The sequence below is a fragment of the Chryseobacterium sp. WG23 genome (assembly GCF_024586575.1).
Classification (GTDB): domain Bacteria; phylum Bacteroidota; class Bacteroidia; order Flavobacteriales; family Weeksellaceae; genus Chryseobacterium.
The window spans coordinates 59,078-74,417 of the sequence record NZ_JALCZE010000009.1; the positions used below are offsets into that span (position 1 = coordinate 59,078).

The window sequence follows — 15,340 nt, forward strand, 5'->3', positions numbered from 1 at the left end:
AATAGAAAAGCGGATTCAAAAAATGAACCCGCTTTTTTTATGAGCGTTATATTTTGGTTTAGTTTGTAACAACAGGTGGATTAATTGGAGTGCTACTTTTGACAATTACAAAGGTAGAAATAGCATAATACGCGTCTCCATTGGTTCCATTATTAGTCCAATTCTGAAATTTGTATTCGTAGCTGAATGTATTGGCAAACAATGAGCTGTCTAATGCATCAGTACGGGTTGGTACAACCATTCCCGGGCACCAGCCTGCTCTGTCTGGTACCCAATTTCCAGGTTGTTGATTATTAATCGGATTATTGGCGCAGCCAATTGGACCAAGCTGATGCTGGAATAGATTGATGTTGTTGATGGCAATATTATGAGTTCTGAAACACCATTCGGCACAGCCTCTTCCTCCAGTATCATAAGGTGCGGCCTGTCCCCATCCTGATACAATCGTTCTCAGGTATGCTTTTTGTGTATTAACAGGGAGTTTGATGTTCTTTTTAAGAGTAAGAGTATGTGCTTTTCCATAAGGAACACCGTCTATAGATGATTTGTTGTATTGGATGACGGGAATCACTGCCGAATATTTATAGTCAGGGTTTCCATAGATAAAATCAAAATCTACACTGTATTCCCTTCCTTTTGCCAGCCAGGTTTCTGTATAAATTTTTAACTCTGTATTTCCAGTTAATAATGATTTAAAGTCGGTAACATCAATTTCCAGTCCACGCTGTAATTTTTCTGTCCCCACCCAATAAGGCGTGATGAAACGGCCAATTTCATACCAGTCTCCTGTAGTTTTATTTTTAACGTATACATTGGCATAGCGATCCCATTCATCACAGGTTTTATTGGGGCAATCATTTTTAATGAACATTTTAATTGTTTTCACGTTTTCAATATCTGAGGGAAGAGCAAAAGAACCCTCGGCACTTTGCGATAGCCTATCCCCAAAAGCATTCACCACCTTGTTGAAGGTTTTTACATTTACCGTTCCTTCTGTTATAACGGAATCCTCATTAGATGGCATGGTATTATCAATACCTTTACAGGATATGATAGTTGCAAACAGATATACAGACATGCTGAATGTAAATAATTTTCTCATAATTTATATTTTGAATCATTTTATGAATTTATTATTTTTATTTCATTTGTACATATTAATTGTATGTTAATTACTGTTTTATATATATAATTCTTATTAATTTGTTATTATGTTTAAATAATTACGTGATATGTGTATAAGGGCGGAATTTTTCAATAAGTTATAGCCAGACATGAATTCATACTATAAAAAAACCGGATAAAGTAAAAACTTCTCCGGTTATATATTTAATAAATGCCAGGTTAGAGGCATCAATACCTTTATTATAGAGTGCTCTTGCTTTTCAGTAAGTCTCTGATTTCTGTTAATAATTTTTGATCTTCTGTAGGTCCTGCAGGTGCCACTTCTTCCTTCTTGCTGATTTTGTTGGCCCCTTTAATGATCCAGAAAAGAACCATTGCAATACACAGGAAGCTGATAACGGCAGAAAGAAAATTTCCATAGGCAACACCATTCCAGGTAAGCTTAGAGATATTTTCAGCTCCCGCTGCTTTCAGTGCAGGGTTTAGTAATAAAGGAGTGACAACATCCTCCACTAAAGAGGTAACAATTTTACCAAATGCAGCCCCAATGATAACACCGACAGCCAGATCGAGAACATTTCCTTTAAAAGCAAAAGCTTTAAATTCTTTAATAAATCCCATAATTTATATTTTTTTAATTAGTATACACACAAAAATATAATTTAAAAATGTAAAAAACGTTACTTTATAATGTTTTTTATTATGGAAAAATAAGAATTTAAAGTAAAAGTAATCCTAATTGATGAGGTTTTTAAACAGGCATAAACGTATGCATATTCAAGGATTATTATTTTATCGGACCTGATACTTTCTATAAAGCAGTGGAGGAATACCCACTTTTTTTCGAAATGTAAAAGTAAAACGGGATGGTGTTTCATAACCTAACAGATAAGCTATTTCAGAAACTGACCAATCTGTTAGTTTCAGCAAAATCTGGGCTTCCTGTAAGATTCTTTCTGTGATGATTTCAGAACTGGTTTTATTGCGTGTACGCTTTACAGCTTTATTTAAATGATTGATAGAAATAGAAAGCTGGGCTGCAAAATCCCGGGGTTTCCTGAATTTGATATAATCTGTTGCTGAGTGCAGTGGAAACTGCATGGCAAGAAGTTCTTCAAAAAGTAAAGTAATACGGTTGTCTGCATCTTTTCTTACAGTAGATTTAGCAGGAACTTTATTCATCTTCATAATAGTATGAATAAGGTCGTAGGTCAGGTTCCGGACTGCATCAAATTTGAAATCGTAGTTTGATGAAAGTTCTGCCTGTATTTTGATCAGCGTATTTTCAAATTCAAGATATTGTATTTCTGATAGGTCAAAAATATTTTCCTGTGTATTCTGAAATACAGGATATTCTTTTATATTTCCGTAATTGCTGAAAAACTCTTCATTAAATAGGCAGAAAAACTCTTCTATGGGTTCATTGCTCTCTTCCAGTAAAAAAGGAATAGTGGGATTGATAAACATCAGTGCATACTGGTTTATTTCAATAGTCTTAGCAGCATAATGACACCTGCATTTCCCTTTTATTAATTTGATTTTGTATAGATTTTTTCGGGTAAAGGATAATGACGAAATAAGCTCTTCCCGCCTTTGTAAATCGTTAATTTTTATAACGTCAAAATATCCCGTACCCCATTGATAATGAGTGGGTATATTGGTGTTTTTCTTTTTGTAAAAATCATATATGGCGTCAGAAGTGTTCATTCTGCAAATGTATTAAAATAGAAGATCGGTATATTGATTGTGGATTGATTTTCGATAGACTTGGATTGATTGCAGCTATTCTCATCGTTAGGCTTGCTATAATTTTGTTAAAAACTTAAAAAAAATATCTTATGAGTTTGGCAGATTATAGAACATTAGGGAAGTCGGGATTAAAAATTAGTCCGCTTACTTTAGGTACAATGACTTTCGGTGAAGATTGGGGCTGGGGAACAAATCCCGCAGACGCCCATCAGATTTTAGAATATTATATTCATCAGGGTGGAAATATAATTGATACAGCTAATATTTATACAAAGGGGCATTCAGAAAAAATCATCGGAGACTTTCTGGCTAAGAAAATTATTCGCCGGGATGCATTGGTATTATCAACCAAGTTTTGGGGAAATATGTTTCCCTACGATGCCAACGGTGGAGGCGCAGGAAGAAAGACTATTATACAGGCCCTGGAGAGTTCTTTAAGACGTTTGAAAACTGATTATATTGATTTATATTGGATGCATGCATTTGATCCGCATACCCCTATTGAAGAAACGATTTCAACACTTAATGACTTGGTTAGAGATGGTAAAATACGCTATATCGCTGTTTCTGATACACCGGCGTGGAAAATAACAGAAGCCCAGATGACCTCCAAATTCCGTGGATGGGCACCTTTTATTGGTCTACAATTAGAATATTCTTTATTAGAACGTTCGGTAGAAAATGAATTAATCCCAATGGCTTTGGAAATGGGATTGGGGATCATGCCCTGGTCTCCATTAAAGGAAGGCCTTTTGAGTGGTAAATATAGCAGAGAAAATAAAGGGCAGAAGATGAGTCAGAGGAATGATAGCAGAGTAAATCCTGAGCTTACCGAAGGAACCTATGAAATAATTGACACGCTTCAAATGATATCGAAAGAAAGGAATATTCCTGTTTCTGCGATTGCCATTGCCTGGGTGATGCAGCAGAAAGGTATTAGCTCAACGTTGCTTGGAGCAAGAACATTGAATCAGCTACAAGAGAATATAAAAGCCTCAGCACTGAAATTATCTGAAGAAGAATTAAAATTACTGAACCTATTGTCAATGCCTCAATTGCCTTTTCCCCATAATCTTTTACACGGTACAACAGATGTATTACAGGCCGGCACCTCAATAAATGGTATAAAGTCTAAAGTGGCTGATATTTTACCTCAAAATGATAAAGAAAGATATGAATAAGCGAATGATCATGAAGTAATAGTCTTTTGAGGTCCTATTTCTTTGAATAAGTCATATGAAAAATCTTTTGTAATTTGCTTACAACTTTAAGATCTTCTATGAAAATATTTACTACAGAACAAATACGGAATTGGGATCAGGCCAGTATTTGCAAGGAATCCATAACCTCGGTTCAGCTGATGGAAAGGGCTTCTATGGCAGTTGTCGGTTGGATATCTGAAAACTGTAAGAGCCATAAAAAAGTAGCTGTATTTTGTGGGAACGGGAATAATGGAGGTGATGGGTTGGCTGTTGCAAGGATGCTTTACACGAAAGGTTTTGATGTAGATGTATTTGTACATGGTCCCAAAGGAAAATTGTCAGGAGATGCATCGGTGAATATGAAACGGCTCCGGGATTTTTCCGGGATTTCTGTCAGAAAGTTCAGCGATATTGATGATTATTATGATGATAAAACACTGATGGTGGATGCCCTTCTGGGAACGGGTTTATCAAGACCTTTAGAAGACGAATATAAAATGCTTGTGGAGCAGTTAAATGCAAAAAAGAACAGCAAAGTTTCAATAGATATTCCCTCCGGAATGCCTGCTGATAAAATGTTTAAGGAAGATTCTGTAATTCTGAAAGCTGACTATACCTTAAGCTTTCAGTGCTGGAAGAGAAGTTTTCTGCATTCCGAAGCAGGAAAATATACCGGCAAAGTAATTATTCTGGATATTGGGCTGGATAAGCAATATGCTGAAGCAGCAGGTACCAGCTACTTCGTGACTGATGATGTAATTGTTGATTCTGTTTTTATTCCCAGAGAAGAGTTTTCTCACAAAGGGAGCTATGGTAAAGTGAATATTGTTGGCGGAAGCTATGGGAAAATAGGGGCTGTAGTATTGGCTACAAAAGCTGCCTTAAGGTCAGGAGCGGGCTTAACTTTTACCCTGGCCCCTGAATGTGGTTATGAAATAGTACAAACCGTTTGCCCGGAAGCGATGTTTATAAAAGGAGGAGAGAATTTTATAAAGAATTTTGATACGGATTCAGATGCGGTTTGTGGAATTGGTCCTGGCTTAGGAACCGACCCGGAGACAGAAAGAAATTTGTTGAAATTTCTGAAAGACTATTCCAACCCATTGGTTCTGGATGCTGATGCTTTAAATATCCTTTCGAAAGAAGAGAAAAACAGTAGTTTAATTCCTGAAAAATCTATTATTACCCCACATCCAAAAGAATTTGAAAGATTATTCGGAAGCACAAAAAACTCATTTGAAAGATTGGAACTGGCTCGGAAAAAAGCGGAATTACTGAATATTTATATCGTTTTAAAAGATCATCATACGCAGGTTGTTACCCCCGAGGGGAATGTTTTTTATAATATAACCGGAAACGCAGGGCTTGCAAAAGGAGGAAGTGGAGATATCCTGACCGGAATTCTCACATCTCTTTTAGCACAAGGATATTCTGAAGAGCATGCATGCATATTGGGAGTATGGCTTCATGGAAAGGCTGCTGATCTTGCCTCTGCAAAACATTCAAAAGAAGCGATGCTTCCTACGGATGTTATTGATGAATTAGGAAATGTTTTTAATGAGCTGAACAGAAGAGCTGCTAGGAACCTTTAAAATCGGTGATCAACTATAGAAAAATAAAAAGGCAAATTTGTAACTACAAATTTGCCTTTTTATATAATATCTGAGATCTTCAGTATTGGATGCTGCCATCCTGTTGAATAAATCTGTTTTTTTTTGCCTTTTAGCCTACTCCGGTTTTCCGTTTTCTTCAGGAGTAATTTTGAATTTTTTAGAAACAATCATGATAATAACTCCGGCGATCATAAATGGAATAGAAAGAACCTGCCCGGTATTCAAACCTCCTATCTGGATAAATTCATCCCCTTGTGGTTCTTTTAAGAACTCTACAAAGAATCTGATCGCCCAAAGAATGATAAAGAATAAGCCAAATAACCAACCCTGTTGGTATTTTTTATCTGTTTTTCTGTACAATACCCATAATAAAATGAAAAGAGCAAAGTATCCGGCAGCTTCAAATAACTGGCTTGGGTAGCGCGGTACTGTAATACCATATTCACTGCTTTGCTGAGGGAAAAGTAAAGCGAAAGGAGAATTGGGGTCTGCCTGTTTTCCTAAGATTTCTGAATTGAAAAAATTTCCCATTCTTACAAAAGTTCCCCCTAAAGCTACTACAATACCCAATCTGTCATATACCCAAAAAGGGTTTTTCTTGATGATTTTAAATGAATAGTATAAAGTAGTCATGATGAGAGCGATAGCTGCTCCATGGCTTGCCAGTCCGGAAAAACCGGTGAATTTTAAACCGTTTTTTGTGCTGATGGGTAAAAATACACTCCAGAAGTCTTCTTTAAAAAGCTCCGGCTGGTAGAAAATAACATGTCCTAATCTTGCTCCAAGAATGGTTCCTATCAATGTCCATGTGAAAAGAGGTTCCAGGTATTTTTGGTTTATATTGTCGATTTTGAATATCCTTGTCATTACAATGTATCCGAAACCAAACGCAAAAACAAACATCAGGCTATAGAAATGCAGGGTAAATGAAAAGATTTTAATCCCTTTTGAAGGGTCCCAGATTTTAAAAGGAGTTTCAAGTTCTACTTTATCAGATGGGGTAATAACTTTATCAGACTTTACAGCATATTTATAATCTGTGATATTATCCTGCGTAACCGGGGAATTTATCAATTTAAAATTTTTATCAAAAAACTGGTATCTGGAATCCTTGAATCTTGTTAAAGTTTCCGCACTGTAATTAAAATAGGCAGGCTCAAAATTAGACTCATTAAGAATAACCAGAACATTATTGATTCCTTTTTCCGGAAAAGCGTTAAGGTCGCCAACTTCCGTTGTAGAATAGATTTTTACAGGAACATTGTTTCCGTTTATTTCTAAAGTTCCGTCAGATAAACCTCCCGGATATTGCTGTGCAAAAAGAAATTGTGTGACGAATGCAAGCATTACGAGGTAAAGTCTGAAAAAAATATTATTCATTTCTATTGATTTAATAGTTTGTTTACTGATTTTTATGTTTGTGGGGAACAGGATCATATCCGCTTCCTCCCCAGGGATGACACCTTAAAATTCTTTTGAACCCCAGCCAGAATCCTTTAAAAATACCGTGAACCCTAAGAGCTTCCAACATATAATGAGAGCATGTAGGCTCATAACGGCAGTTTTTGGGAAGTAATGGCGAGATGAACCACTGGTAAAATTTTATCAAAATTACCAAAGGAAATGTAATGATTTTATTGAATGTAAGTTTCAAAACAATGCAAAAATAGGGTAAAAAATTTAAAATTAGTTTAATTTTGTTAGAAGTTTCAGGGATCTGAAATCTGAAGTATTGATCTTAAAAAAAATAAATTTACCTTGAATCAAAATATTCCATTAGCTGAAAAATTAAGACCCCAAAACCTGGATGAAGTTCTGGGACAGGAGCATCTTACCGGAGAAAAGGGGACGATCAGGAAGATGATTGAAAATAACACCCTGAATTCTCTGATCTTTTGGGGACCTCCGGGGACAGGGAAAACCACACTGGCGGAAATTATTTCTGAGAAGTCAGGGAGAAAGTTTTATAAGTTATCTGCAGTTTCATCGGGAGTAAAGGATGTGCGTGATGTGATTGATGATGCCAAAAAGCAGAATTTGTTTTCCGGAAAATCACCCATTTTATTTATTGATGAAATTCACCGTTTCAATAAATCCCAACAGGATTCATTACTGCATGCAGTAGAAAAAGGCTGGATTGTTTTAATAGGGGCCACCACAGAAAACCCAAGTTTTGAAGTAGTCTCGGCTTTGCTTTCGAGAAGTCAGGTATATGTTCTTAAAGCTTTAAGTTATGAAAAGCTGGAAGAGCTTATTGATACAGCCTCTGACCGGTATAACAAAGATGAGAAAACAGATTTTAAAATTATAGAAAACGAAGCTTTAATACAATATTCGGGTGGAGACGCCAGAAAACTGATCAATTCTGTAGAACTGGTTTTGAATCAGTATAAAAACTCAGCAATTAAAGAAATAAATAATGCCAATGTACTTGAGATTCTTCAGGAAACAATGGCTTTGTATGATAAGAATGGTGAGCAGCATTATGATATTATTTCAGCTTTTATCAAATCTATGCGTGGAAGTGATCCTAACGGAGCCGTGTATTGGCTGGCCAGAATGATTGCGGGAGGTGAGGATATTAAATTTATTGCAAGGCGAATGCTTATTTTGGCTGCGGAAGATATAGGCTTGGCCAATCCTAATGCTCTGGTTGTTGCCAATAACTGTTTTCAGGCGGTCAATGTTATCGGAAATCCTGAAGCAAGGATCATATTAAGTGAAGCTGCAGTTTATCTTGCGGTCTCCCCTAAGAGTAATTCTGCATACATGGCCATTAATGAAGCGCTGGCATTGGTAAAACGAACCGGGAACCTGCCTGTACCCCTTCATTTGAGAAATGCTCCAACAAAGCTGATGAAAGATATGGATTATGGCAAAGAATATAAATATGCCCATTCTTATGAAGGAAATTTTGTAGAACAGAATTTTCTTCCGGAAGAAATAAAAGATATAAAACTTTATGAGCCCGGAAATAACTCTACAGAAAAGAAGATCTATGAAGAGCTTAAGAAAAAATGGAATAATAAATATTAAAATAAAAAGGATACTGTAGCACAGTATCCTTTTTAATATCATTTAAATTAACGGCTGGTATAAATATACAATGTTTTCTGGCCGTTATAGTCTTTTACTTCTGATCTTCCAAGAATATCTCCGTATACCAGAGTATTGGTATCTGAGAATTCATAGCCTTCAATAAATACATGATTCGTCTCCGGAAGATTATTTTGCTTATTCAGAGAAGCTAATGAAATTCTGTCTAGCCCATAGTTACTTTTAATTTTGTATTCTGTAATACCATTTTCTGAAATAAAGCTGTATTTTTTCAGATTTTGAGGTAGGCTGGCTGGAGTATTATACACTTTTGAGCTTTGAATAATGCTTTTGTTCGCATTAAACATATCTACTGTCCCGATGATATCATGTGCAATTGCAAACTTTGCAGATGTGTTTTTCTGTGCAAATAACATTGCAGATGAAAGAAGTAAAAAAGAGTAGAGTATTTTTTTCATAATCAGAATATGTAACTGTTAAAAACGTGATAAATATAGTTCTTTTTTGTGAAATGTGGATGTAATTTCAAGATGTTTTAAATTTTGTTTACCGATAATGAAGTTTATTCAGATGGTGAATCTGCTCCATTAGCATTTTTATCTTTGTTATCCACTATTTTCACGATCATGTTTTTAAGACGCTGAAAGGTAAATGAGCTTAATAATAAGATTATTCCAAGGATAATAAATGCAATTACCCTGGAGATATTGTCCATTTGCCATACATCATAGCCATACAGCTTCAGTACCATAATACCAATAAGGGCAAAACCTATTTTACTATATTCCTGAATATTCTTTTTTAACCCTGCATAGATGAAAATACTGGCTAAGATGGTCCATATTATAGGTAAATATAAAATATTGAAGCGCTCTGTTACCTTATAGGAGTGTAGTATATCGTTAGCGTTAACGAGCAGATAGGAGTGATGAAGACCACAGCTAACGGCAATGATCAGTGCCAGTGCAAAAATCCAGTAAGAGATCTTTGTCCTGTTAAAGTTTGATGATGGAATTATACTGATACCTATATAAATAAAGGGAATCCATTGCAACAGATGAATGAAATAAAATCCGGTCTGAAGTTTTTTTGACAGTATTGCTGTAACTACCGATAGAGTGGAGGCAGACGAGGTGATGATCAGTAAAAAAAGGAAAAAATAAATAAATAGTGTCTGAAAGCTATTTTGGATATTCAGTTTTTTTCTGAAAAGCAATAAGGTAAAAACGTAATACATACTGAATAATAACGCTGCATTGATGATGGCTTCCCAGGGCATTCCGGAAAGATGGTAGATCATTTCAGACAATAAAGCAGTATAGATGGCACCAAAGCTAATAATGGTTATGAGCTCTTCAGGGACATTGCTGTTTCGTGGTTGTTTTTCCTGTGTTTCTTTTAATAAAAATAGATTGATAATGCTTGTAGCAATGGTTACGAGGCTGGTTAAAAATACAGGATTAAATATAATATTCAGATTTTTTGCATTGAAATATTCTGTCCATGTGATGATCTGGGCAATAATAACAAGAGGAAATAAGATGTAAAAACAGTTTTTGAAAATTTTGTGCCCTGTTTTTTTCCAGATAAAAAGAAGAAGACTTGCTTCTATAGCCCATACACTGGTAATCAGGTGCGCTTCAAACTGAAGAGCGATGGCTATGGTAATTAAGCTTACCGTTATTCCTGCAAAAACAGAATAGGAAATGCCTGAATTTTTTCTTCCATATTCCCTGAATAAAAGCAGTGCATTAAGAATGGCAAATGCTATAGGAAAAATGATAACAGGTTCATATTTTAATTCATTAAAAATATAAACAAGCCCTATAACACTGAAGAAATTAGTTAACGCAAGCATTAAAATCCCTGAAGTTGACAGGATGTTCTTTTTGATATAGTCTTGAAGGGCAAAAATATAAAAGATAATATAGCTGATACTATAAAATACAATACTTAAAAGCTCCGGCTTTTCTGTGGTCCAGGAAAACAAATAAAGGCTGGTAAAAATAAAGGCTGTCCAGCCCACACTTTTCCAATGCTGAAGGAAAGCGGTAACAAGCATTCCTATATTTAAAAGACTTATATAAATAAAAAGGAAAGTATAATTGCTCTGGCCGCTACTGATCATCAAAGGAGCTGAAAATCCACCTAATAACGAAAAGATAATCAGTACCTCACTTTTATAATAATAGGAGAGTGCAATAGAACCTGCTGTAATCAAAGTAGTGATAATAAACGCTGTATTCTGAGTGAAAAGATGATATTCCCGAAAGGCTATCGTGTCGGTAAAGTACAGAACAGCAATCCCTCCTCCAGTGATAATTGAGGCAAAAGTGGCGTAATTTTTTCGTAGGAAATGTCCGGTAAGGATAATGGCAATACCTGTACAAAGCCCTATGCCGGCGCGTGCTGTTTCTCCAATCCAGTTTTTATCAATAGCATACTTTACAAAATAACCGATTCCCAGGACAAGGGTAAAAATACCTACAATGGTGAGTGCATTTTGTTTTAAAAATTCGAAAACCGGGCTAAACCAGTCTTTTTGAGTAGCAGGAGGATCTTCACGGATTATAGTAACCGGGCTTTCTGTGTTATAAATTTCATGGGGCTGAATCTGTTGCGGAGAATTGCTTTTTTCAGAAGAAATTTCTTCCTGAACAGGCTGAGAATGATTTGATAACGGGTTAATTTTGGAATTAAGATCCGATACCTCTTTTTCAAGTTTTCTGATTTTAGTATTCAGATTGTTGAAAATAACTGCAATGATAATAATTAATATAGCAAAGAGATATTCATTCATTTCATAGTTTTTATCAAATATAGCTAAATGTTTGAAATCACCTGCAAAAATTAATCCACCACAATTCATGTGATGGATTAACTATATAAATAACTAACAATATGTTTTTTTATTAATTCGATACCTTGTAGATATAGAATGAAGCGACGCTGGATCCTAATAATCCTACATCCAAAGCTGTTGATCCTACAAGGCCAAACGAAACTTTATCTCCTGCCTGGAATGAATACACTGAGTTAAGAGAGCTTTCAGAAATGGTCAGACTTAGCAGGATAAGATTGGCTCCGCTAAATGCACGGCTGTCAATAGTAGTAGAAACTCCGGCTCTTGTTCTTACGATACCAATTCCGGGATTGTTTGCTAATATAGAAGCCTGGAGTCCTGTTCCATAACGGAAAGCAAATCCTATAGCATAAACACCTGTTGATGGAATTGTAAAGGTGTTGTCTGTGTCATTGAACAGAGCTGCTGATCCAATGGTTCTTTCTGCCGTCAGGAAGTTGACTGCTCTGAATCCTGATGGAAATAATCCTAAGCTCAAAAGGCTGATTCCTGCAGTTTTCTTTGCAGCATAAAGAGAAGAGTTGGTGTTGGCTCCGGCGTAGAGAAGCTGAGGGTCTATGCTGGCCATCTCCGAAGTTGTCGTGTTAAGACCTAGGACCTGATATCCTGTTAATGAAGGCGCTGCGGGAGTAATACGTACTTTCGCATTTCCATTGACATCTAATGTTGCTGTGGGAGCTGATGTGTTTATACCAACCTGGGAAAATAGGGGTAAAGTAGAACACGCTAGTAATAAGCTGTAAATTTTAGTTTTCATGATCGAATTTTTTTAATTAGTTTCTCCTTTTTTGGGTAAAAGCAGTAATTTGCTTTGGGTTGATGATTATATAAGTTTAATATTAATTATTTGATAATATATTAAACATATAATTATATCATGTCTTAGTATATTCCATAATTTGGTTACGGTTTTTGATTCCTTAAATTTTACTGTATCAAATTTAATAAAAAATATAATATATCTTGATGTTTTGAATTGTATTTTTTTTAACACTGCTTTTAAAACTGAGGATTGCTGTTTGTATCTTGTTGATTATCAGTTGTTTTAAACGTGTTTCATAACAAAAAACACTGCCATAATGACAGTGTTTTCGTGCTTTTTTGTGCTGAAAATTATAATGTTAGCTTTCTAATAGAAATTCTTTGTAATTCCCCAGAAAATCCACTTCTGCATGGATAGATTCAAGCTCCCTAAGCGCATTCCCATGAAGGATTTCTTCCCATTTGCCCACCACATTGATAAAGAAGAAATAATTGCCCAAACCTGTTTTCAAAGTTCTGGATTCAATTTTACTAAGGTTCATCTTTCTCCATGCAAAAACCGATAAAACCTGATGCAATCCTCCGGCATGATCTTCCGGAAGAGTAATAAGCATACCAGATTTTTCACCTAAAATTTCAAGACGATCACTCTGGTACTGGTTCTGTTGTTTGGAAATAATAATAAACCGGGTATGATTCTGTTCAAAATCCTGGATATTACGGTTGATAATTTTTAAACCATATAAATTGGCTGCAAACTGATTGGCAACTGCAGCAATCTTAAGGTCTTTATTTTCTGAAACATATTTTGCAGCAGCAGCAGTAGAGGAAAAGTCCTGTTTGGTGATTCCTTTATAATGGGTATCCAGAAAATGGAAACTCTGTGCTAAAGCCTGGGGATGAGAATATATTTTTTCTATATCCTCTATGGTATTCCCGGGATGAATCATCAGATGATGTGCAATAGGCATCACCGCTTCTGCTTCTATTTTGATAGACGGTGTCTTATATAAATAGTCCAGTGTCATTGAAACTGTTCCTTCTATGGAGTTTTCCAATGGAACGACTGCTTTTACAGCTTCACCGCTTTCCACTGCATTAAAACAATCCAAAATACTGGCCTGAGGTAAAATTTCATCTTCCGGAAAAAGCTGGGCTGCCGCAAGCTGTGTGAAACTGGCATGAGGTCCCAAAAATGCAATCTTCATAAATTATATAAGGTTTTGTTTAAACTGAACTGCAAAGGTGCAAATTAATTCAGATATAAAGGAGCTAAAATTAATGACTGATTATAATATTAAACTTGTAATCATAGAATAGGAGCTGTTTTTTTGCCATCTGTACTCTAAAAAAGGCGCTTTATGATCTTATTGTTTTCAACATCTTAAAAAAAAAAGGGTAGTTGAATTACTGAAATTTCTCCCTTACATTAATTAGACACTTTGTAAATATAAAAAGACGATGTACTGGATCCTAATAGTCCTACATCTAATAAACCGGAACCTATAAGCCCAAAAGAAATTTTATCACCTGCCTGCAAAGTATACAGTGAATTTATCGTGGATTCTGAAATGGTTACGCTAAGTAATATCGACAAATTGATGCCACTGAAAACACGGCTGTCTAGTATAGTCGCTGTGTTTGCTCTTGTTAGTACTATTCCGATACCCGGGGTGTCGGCTAATAGTGATGCCTGTAATCCGGTACCATAACGAAAGGTATAGCCTATAAGATATACTCCATTGGATGGAGCAGTATAAGCGCTTTCTGCATCAGAGAATAAAGTGGGATTTCCTGTTGTTTTTTCAGTTGTTGTAAAATTTACGGATCTAAATCCCGACGGAAAAATTCCCAAACTTAGCAGACTGATACCTGAAGCTTTTTTTGCTGCATACACTGATGGATTTAACGTATCTGAAAAATTTATGTTGCCCGGACTTATTTGGGATACTTCTGAATTGCTTTGATTCATGAGTAAAAATTGATATCCAGGCAAGGTGTTTGTTTGAGGAACTTGCCTTATGACGGTATTCCCATTAACATCTAGGGCTGCTTTGGGATCCTTTGTAAGGATTCCTATCTGTGCATATTGAAATATAACAATAAAAATGCAAATTAATTGGAAAGTTTTTGTTTTCATTTGATATATTTTTAAATTACAATAAAAATATAACAATTATTCACAAGTTTTTGAATTATTATTTCGTTTTAACTTACTTGCTTTTAAGGAATTTTTATCTGATTTTCAATAATATATTTATATTTTTTAAAAGAATAAATAGTTGCGTTTTCTTTAGAAGCTAAAAGAAAATTTCACCATGTAAAATATTAATATTTTACATGGTGAAATTTTCAGGTATCTGTTATAGAAAAGAAGAGTAATGCTTATTTTTAGTTTTCTGTTTCCTTATATTTTAGTAATATTTTTAATTCCCGAAAATAAGCTCTTTGCAGTTTCCTTGAAAATTAATTACTGTATCTTTTACCTACAGCCTATTTCCAGTTGGCTTCAATAAACTCCATTAAAAAATCAGGACACTTTATGATCTTATTGGTTTTAGCATCTAAAAAGAACAGAGTAGTGGAAGCTTCAGTAATTTTAATATCTTCTTCATTGTAAATTTCGTACTCAAATTCAATCCTTACACCCGGAATTTTTTTAATGTAGGTATGGATTTCTAGTTTTTGATCATATAAAGCCGGACGAATATATTTAATTTTGTAGTCTGAGACAGGTAACCAAATTCCTTGGTTTTCAATTTCATCGTATGAAATTCCTATGCTTCGGAAGAGCTCCACTCTCCCTATTTCGAAATACTCTGCGTAGTTCCCATAGTAGACATATTTCATAGGATCTGTTTCTCCGTAACGTACTCGTATTGAGTGTGTTGTGTGTATCATTTTTAATGGTAAATTATACATACAAATATATTTTTAAATAATCAATACCTGCAATATTTTTTTTTAAA

14 protein-coding genes are annotated in these 15,340 nt (G+C 35.2%); 3 read left to right on the forward strand and 11 right to left on the reverse strand.

Translation table 11 applies throughout. The features are described from left to right. Nucleotides 1-58: 58 nt before the first annotated feature. The 3 genes from MP477_RS14700 to MP477_RS14710 all read right to left on the reverse strand — a co-directional run bounded on the left by MP477_RS14700 (nucleotide 59) and on the right by MP477_RS14710 (nucleotide 2,832). A complete protein-coding gene (locus MP477_RS14700) occupies nucleotides 59-1,102 on the reverse strand; it encodes a peptide-N-glycosidase F-related protein (RefSeq protein WP_257190994.1) in 1,044 nt (347 codons plus the stop codon). 263 nt (nucleotides 1,103-1,365) lie between these two features. After that, nucleotides 1,366-1,746: a large conductance mechanosensitive channel protein MscL gene (gene mscL / locus MP477_RS14705; RefSeq protein ID WP_257190995.1), complete on the reverse strand. Its 381-nt coding sequence runs from the start codon at nucleotides 1,744-1,746 to the stop codon at nucleotides 1,366-1,368. Nucleotides 1,747-1,917: 171 nt separating this feature from the next. Continuing rightward, nucleotides 1,918-2,832, reverse strand: coding sequence for an AraC family transcriptional regulator (locus MP477_RS14710; protein ID WP_257190996.1), 915 nt, complete (start codon nucleotides 2,830-2,832; stop codon nucleotides 1,918-1,920). 131 nt (nucleotides 2,833-2,963) lie between these two features. Here MP477_RS14710 and MP477_RS14715 point away from each other — a divergent pair, with 131 nt between their 5' ends. Then, nucleotides 2,964-4,055: an aldo/keto reductase gene (locus MP477_RS14715; RefSeq protein WP_257190998.1), complete on the forward strand. Its 1,092-nt coding sequence runs from the start codon at nucleotides 2,964-2,966 to the stop codon at nucleotides 4,053-4,055. A 98-nt stretch (nucleotides 4,056-4,153) separates the two neighbouring features. Next, the gene (locus tag MP477_RS14720; RefSeq protein ID WP_257190999.1) at nucleotides 4,154-5,668 is read left to right on the forward strand and encodes an NAD(P)H-hydrate dehydratase; all 1,515 of its coding nucleotides are present in this window, start codon (nucleotides 4,154-4,156) and stop codon (nucleotides 5,666-5,668) included. Between the two features lie 135 nt (nucleotides 5,669-5,803). On the opposite strand, the gene lgt is transcribed toward MP477_RS14720, so the two are convergent. Further along, nucleotides 5,804-6,652: a prolipoprotein diacylglyceryl transferase gene (lgt, locus tag MP477_RS14725; protein WP_257191126.1), complete on the reverse strand. Its 849-nt coding sequence runs from the start codon at nucleotides 6,650-6,652 to the stop codon at nucleotides 5,804-5,806. Nucleotides 6,653-7,091: 439 nt separating this feature from the next. Further along, nucleotides 7,092-7,343 (reverse strand): membrane protein insertion efficiency factor YidD, encoded by a 252-nt coding sequence (gene yidD / locus MP477_RS14730; protein ID WP_047485723.1) that lies wholly within the window; start codon nucleotides 7,341-7,343, stop codon nucleotides 7,092-7,094. 104 nt (nucleotides 7,344-7,447) lie between these two features. On the opposite strand from yidD, the gene MP477_RS14735 reads away from it, so the two are divergent. Beyond that, nucleotides 7,448-8,725, forward strand: a complete 1,278-nt coding sequence (locus MP477_RS14735; RefSeq protein WP_230034557.1) for a replication-associated recombination protein A — start codon at nucleotides 7,448-7,450, stop codon at nucleotides 8,723-8,725. A 47-nt stretch (nucleotides 8,726-8,772) separates the two neighbouring features. On the opposite strand, the gene MP477_RS14740 is transcribed toward MP477_RS14735, so the two are convergent. From MP477_RS14740 to MP477_RS14765, 6 genes are all read right to left on the reverse strand, one after another. Continuing rightward, on the reverse strand, nucleotides 8,773-9,204 hold the full coding sequence (locus MP477_RS14740) for a hypothetical protein (RefSeq protein WP_230034559.1): 432 nt from the start codon (nucleotides 9,202-9,204) through the stop codon (nucleotides 8,773-8,775). A gap of 104 nt (nucleotides 9,205-9,308) precedes the next feature. Further along, nucleotides 9,309-11,546, reverse strand: coding sequence for a DUF2339 domain-containing protein (locus tag MP477_RS14745; RefSeq protein ID WP_257191000.1), 2,238 nt, complete (start codon nucleotides 11,544-11,546; stop codon nucleotides 9,309-9,311). Nucleotides 11,547-11,658: 112 nt separating this feature from the next. Continuing rightward, the gene (locus MP477_RS14750; RefSeq protein WP_257191001.1) at nucleotides 11,659-12,366 is read right to left on the reverse strand and encodes a hypothetical protein; all 708 of its coding nucleotides are present in this window, start codon (nucleotides 12,364-12,366) and stop codon (nucleotides 11,659-11,661) included. Nucleotides 12,367-12,730: 364 nt separating this feature from the next. Beyond that, nucleotides 12,731-13,579: a prephenate dehydratase gene (gene pheA, locus MP477_RS14755; RefSeq protein WP_230034565.1), complete on the reverse strand. Its 849-nt coding sequence runs from the start codon at nucleotides 13,577-13,579 to the stop codon at nucleotides 12,731-12,733. Between the two features lie 221 nt (nucleotides 13,580-13,800). After that, nucleotides 13,801-14,511, reverse strand: coding sequence for a hypothetical protein (locus MP477_RS14760; protein WP_230034567.1), 711 nt, complete (start codon nucleotides 14,509-14,511; stop codon nucleotides 13,801-13,803). A 353-nt stretch (nucleotides 14,512-14,864) separates the two neighbouring features. Then, entirely contained in the window at nucleotides 14,865-15,272 is a 408-nt protein-coding gene (locus MP477_RS14765; RefSeq protein ID WP_257191002.1) for a thioesterase family protein, read from the reverse strand. Nucleotides 15,273-15,340: the final 68 nt, after the last annotated feature.

Coding starts and splice junctions, on each gene's coding strand:
- MP477_RS14700 (WP_257190994.1), bottom strand. CDS start 1,102: ATGAGAAAATTATTTACATTCAGCATGTCTGTATATCTGTTTGCAACT.
- mscL (WP_257190995.1), bottom strand. CDS start 1,746: ATGGGATTTATTAAAGAATTTAAAGCTTTTGCTTTTAAAGGAAATGTT.
- MP477_RS14710 (WP_257190996.1), bottom strand. CDS start 2,832: ATGAACACTTCTGACGCCATATATGATTTTTACAAAAAGAAAAACACC.
- MP477_RS14715 (WP_257190998.1), top strand. CDS start 2,964: ATGAGTTTGGCAGATTATAGAACATTAGGGAAGTCGGGATTAAAAATT.
- MP477_RS14720 (WP_257190999.1), top strand. CDS start 4,154: ATGAAAATATTTACTACAGAACAAATACGGAATTGGGATCAGGCCAGT.
- MP477_RS14740 (WP_230034559.1), bottom strand. CDS start 9,204: ATGAAAAAAATACTCTACTCTTTTTTACTTCTTTCATCTGCAATGTTA.
- MP477_RS14745 (WP_257191000.1), bottom strand. CDS start 11,546: ATGAATGAATATCTCTTTGCTATATTAATTATTATCATTGCAGTTATT.
- MP477_RS14750 (WP_257191001.1), bottom strand. CDS start 12,366: ATGAAAACTAAAATTTACAGCTTATTACTAGCGTGTTCTACTTTACCC.
- pheA (WP_230034565.1), bottom strand. CDS start 13,579: ATGAAGATTGCATTTTTGGGACCTCATGCCAGTTTCACACAGCTTGCG.
- MP477_RS14760 (WP_230034567.1), bottom strand. CDS start 14,511: ATGAAAACAAAAACTTTCCAATTAATTTGCATTTTTATTGTTATATTT.
- MP477_RS14765 (WP_257191002.1), bottom strand. CDS start 15,272: ATGATACACACAACACACTCAATACGAGTACGTTACGGAGAAACAGAT.